The organism is Massilia sp. TWP1-3-3 (assembly GCF_049897805.1).
GTDB lineage: Bacteria > Pseudomonadota > Gammaproteobacteria > Burkholderiales > Burkholderiaceae_D > Telluria_A.
This window is the reverse complement of the sequence record NZ_JAFCWX010000085.1, coordinates 1-3402: the sequence shown is the minus strand read 5'-3', so window position 1 is coordinate 3402 and position 3402 is coordinate 1. Positions and strand designations below refer to the sequence as shown.

General features: G+C 54.5%; 3 protein-coding genes and 1 pseudogene. 1 reads left to right on the top strand and 3 read right to left on the bottom strand.

Annotated features, from left to right (window positions below; all coding sequences use genetic code 11):
• Window positions 1-156: 156 nt before the first annotated feature.
• Both ACP7D4_RS27735 and ACP7D4_RS27730 read right to left on the bottom strand, forming a co-directional pair.
• Window positions 157-762 carry a hypothetical protein gene (locus tag ACP7D4_RS27735; protein WP_426212645.1) on the bottom strand — a complete coding sequence of 202 codons (606 nt, stop codon included), beginning with the start codon at window positions 760-762 and terminating at the stop codon, window positions 157-159.
• A 116-nt stretch (window positions 763-878) separates the two neighbouring features.
• Entirely contained in the window at window positions 879-1121 is a 243-nt protein-coding gene (locus ACP7D4_RS27730; RefSeq protein WP_426212644.1) for a hypothetical protein, read from the bottom strand.
• A 404-nt stretch (window positions 1122-1525) separates the two neighbouring features.
• Between ACP7D4_RS27730 and ACP7D4_RS27725 the strand changes: the two genes are divergently transcribed.
• Window positions 1526-3223 (top strand): DUF6531 domain-containing protein, encoded by a 1698-nt coding sequence (locus ACP7D4_RS27725; RefSeq protein ID WP_426212643.1) that lies wholly within the window; start codon window positions 1526-1528, stop codon window positions 3221-3223.
• On the opposite strand, the pseudogene ACP7D4_RS27720 reads toward ACP7D4_RS27725, so the two are convergent.
• Window positions 3208-3402, bottom strand: a pseudogene (locus ACP7D4_RS27720) (IS4 family transposase); the annotation flags it as partial. The gene ACP7D4_RS27725 and the pseudogene ACP7D4_RS27720 overlap by 16 nt on opposite strands.

The following is a 3402-nucleotide window of genomic DNA, read 5'->3' as shown; positions in this document are numbered from 1 at the left end:
CACGCTGCGCTTCCGTCAACTCAACTTTCATCGCTACACGCATGATTTCCCCTCCATATGACAAGGATACATGCATATATATAATAAGTCTTATTATTTATGACGCACTACACTAGCGCGTCGTGTCCGACGCGCAGTGGACGATCACGACCAGACTTACTCGGGACCGAACGCGGACAAGCCGCCGGCGTTGCTAATCGCTTCCTGGTATCGGATCGCGTCCAAATACGCGATGCCCTTCTTGACGTAAGCCAGCTTGACGTTGAATATGTCGTGAGATTGCTGCTCGTTAAAGTCGAGGGCGCTCATCAGTGCGCGTATCACCTCCTCCTTGACCGCGCCTTCTGCGATACCACGAATGACCACGTAGTAAGTTGCGCGGGGACTCGGCAGCATGGGTTTGCCAATCTTACCTTCCTGCTCATCGAATACAGTCAGGCCGAGCGTGCTCGCGCAGGACCTGACAAAGCTGGCGACGCGCTTAAGCTTGTCGCCGCCGGTCAAGCCTATCGTTCCCATCTGCGTGCCGAAATTGTCGATCAACGGACCGTCTGCCCAGGGACAATCATCGATGCCATCATCGCTGTCGGCATAGCTGGACAGGCAAGGATAGACGCTGGTAATCGTATCGTGCAAGGTACGCAGCACGGGCGCCACCGGACCCTCGTCGCCGCCCGCGGCACGCAATCGCTCGGGAAACTGCCATGGATCGGACAGGTCCGCCGGAACGGGGGGCACGACGACGGTGACGATGTAGCTCATACGGCGTATTCTCCAGAATTGTAAATAGTGTTAGCGGGCTTGTAGAACCGCGCAAGTATGGGGCTGGTGCGCGCTTTTGACCAGCAGTCGAGTTCGGCCCCGTCTCCCCGGCAGCCTCAGAACGGCGCGCCATCCTTTTCTGCATCCGTCGAGTGCCCGTTCGTTACCCGTTTTTGCCGGTAGTACTCTTGGATCTGTGGTGCGTAATGGCGGACGATTTGTTCGCGCAGATCGTCGATCAGCTCAAAGACGGCCACCACCTGTTCGGTGCTCAAGTTGGCATCGCCGAGCAACAGGATGCCGTCAGTCGTGCCCGATGGCAGTTCCAGGTGCCGGATCTTCATGGCGCCTTCGGTCAAGGGACATGCCAAAGTCATGAGCCATTTTGATGTTTGGCCTGCTCGCTCTCGGCGCTGACCAATTGATGCGACTTCGACGATGTCCCGACCAATCCGCCTAACTCAACCACCAATTTCGCACCGAATGTTTCCGGTGCGGCCTCCCCACGTCTTCTAAATGAGACTGACCATGATTCCGCCGCCCTAACCGCCCAGAAATCATCCGACACCACGAAAACGCGGTGGGAAATCGCGCTTCGGTAATGTCGGCCAGTTCAGAAAAATCATTTTGCGATTGGCTCATAAGAAATATGCGATTGACGTAATTACAATTTAACGTCTATTATGCACGACCGAATTAGCTGGCAAATTATATATGCTTGTTGCCATTCGCTACAATACCGATAACTAAAACAAAGCGAACCATGTCAAAACGCGTATCACACCATTTATCATTATTCTTCTTTTCCGTTTTCCTGTCCGGCCTGGCGTCTGCTGATAAAATTCCAAAAGTTACTGTGGTTGGAAAACGTCCGGATGCCAGCGGGTACTTGTTTAATCCTTATTCTATCGACTATCGCAATCCTGGGCGGGAGGCTGGCGACCCGTTCTTTTATAGGGACTACGGTCCTTACATGTCACAGCCGCCGGCTCCAGCGGCCGAGCCTCCCGTTGCCGATAATACAGATGCCGATGATATGACGTGCAATCCCGTAATTATTACTTCGGGCGAAAAATATAAAGCGGAGCATGATTTCGGAGCCCAAGGCCTTTATGGCCTGGGCTTGACGCGCACATATCGAAGCAAGAACGCTTCCGGCACGATGTTCGGACCAAACTGGATGTCGAATCTCGATTTACCCAATTTGGTAATGGGCGAAGTTCTTGGTAATACTAACTGGGGTCGTCAGATATATCGAACGGTCGTGATAATAGCTCCCGGCGGCATCAAATACCGCTATCGCGTAAAAACGTACGGTCTCGAGGGCACGGGCTGGGCAAACTACGATGTCGATGGGGCCCAGCTAACCGGAACGCTGCGATTTGACGGATCCTCATGGACGCTGAGTGCCGGTAAAAGCACTTATCGTTACTACTCGCCAGGCAGTCCAAACGAGATTATTGACAAGTTAAGCGGGAACACTTTGACGGTTCAGCAACCGAGTCAGGGCGTTACCAAGATCACCAACTCGGCGGGAAAGTGGATTCAGTTAACGAAGAACGCCAGTAATCGTGTTACCCAAGTCATTGACCCGGCTGGGAACGCATGGACCTATGAATACAACGCTGCTGGCATGTTGACCAAGGTGACCTCACCAGGCGCGGCACCGGCGGTCCGCCAGTACCATTATGAAAACACGACTGCGGCTAATGCCGCGACGCTGTTGACGGGCATATCAATCAATAGTGCGCGCTATAGCCGCTATACATACAACACGGATGGTACGGTGCAGCAAAGCGCGCTCGAGGGTGGCGCCGAGGTGGATAACTTCGTCTACGGTGCTGGGCAGACCACGGTGACCAACGCGAAAGGCATGGCCACGACTTACGCGTTCACCAGTATCCTTGGAGAGAAGAAAATCACATCGGTCGTACGTGCCGGGACGTCCTCCTGTGCCAGCGCCGCTGCCCAGACCGTGTATGACTCGAGAGGCTACGTCGATTACACGCTGGACTGGAAAGGCAACAAAACGGACTACACCTACGACGCAGCCGGCAAATTGCTGCAGGTGGTTGCGGCGGTAGGTACCTCAGCCGCTGCCGGGATCACGTATAAGTGGTCAGGCGAAGACGTCGTCCAGTTGGAATATCGCAACGCATCCGATATTACCTATCGCCGTGTCGACTACACTTATGCCAACACGGTCCGTGGCGCTACGCGTCTTGCAAGCGAAACCTGGACTGACGTTGCGTCAGGATCGCAGCGGCGAACCGACTATGGCTACGTCGCGAACACCCAAGGGTTGGTGACAAGTTTCACGGTATCGCGGCAGGCTGTCGGCGGCGTCGCGAGCACCACGCTTGGTTACGATTTGCTGGGAAACCTGGTATCACATAAGAATGCCCTGAACCAGACCGAGACCCAATCCACCCAAGTTAAGACCTTTCAACAGTTTTTCTGAGTCATCTTCTTGTGTGGTTTTACGCCGGGCTTCCTGGGCTTCGAACGATTCTCTCGATGTCGATAGGTCTTCCCGGCAATTAGCCGCAGCAGGTCGCGCAGCAGCGTTCCAACCTTTCTGCCGATTTTCCCACCGAGCAGAAGTATGGGCATCAGCGGCTTGAGCGCGGTGTGGGCATA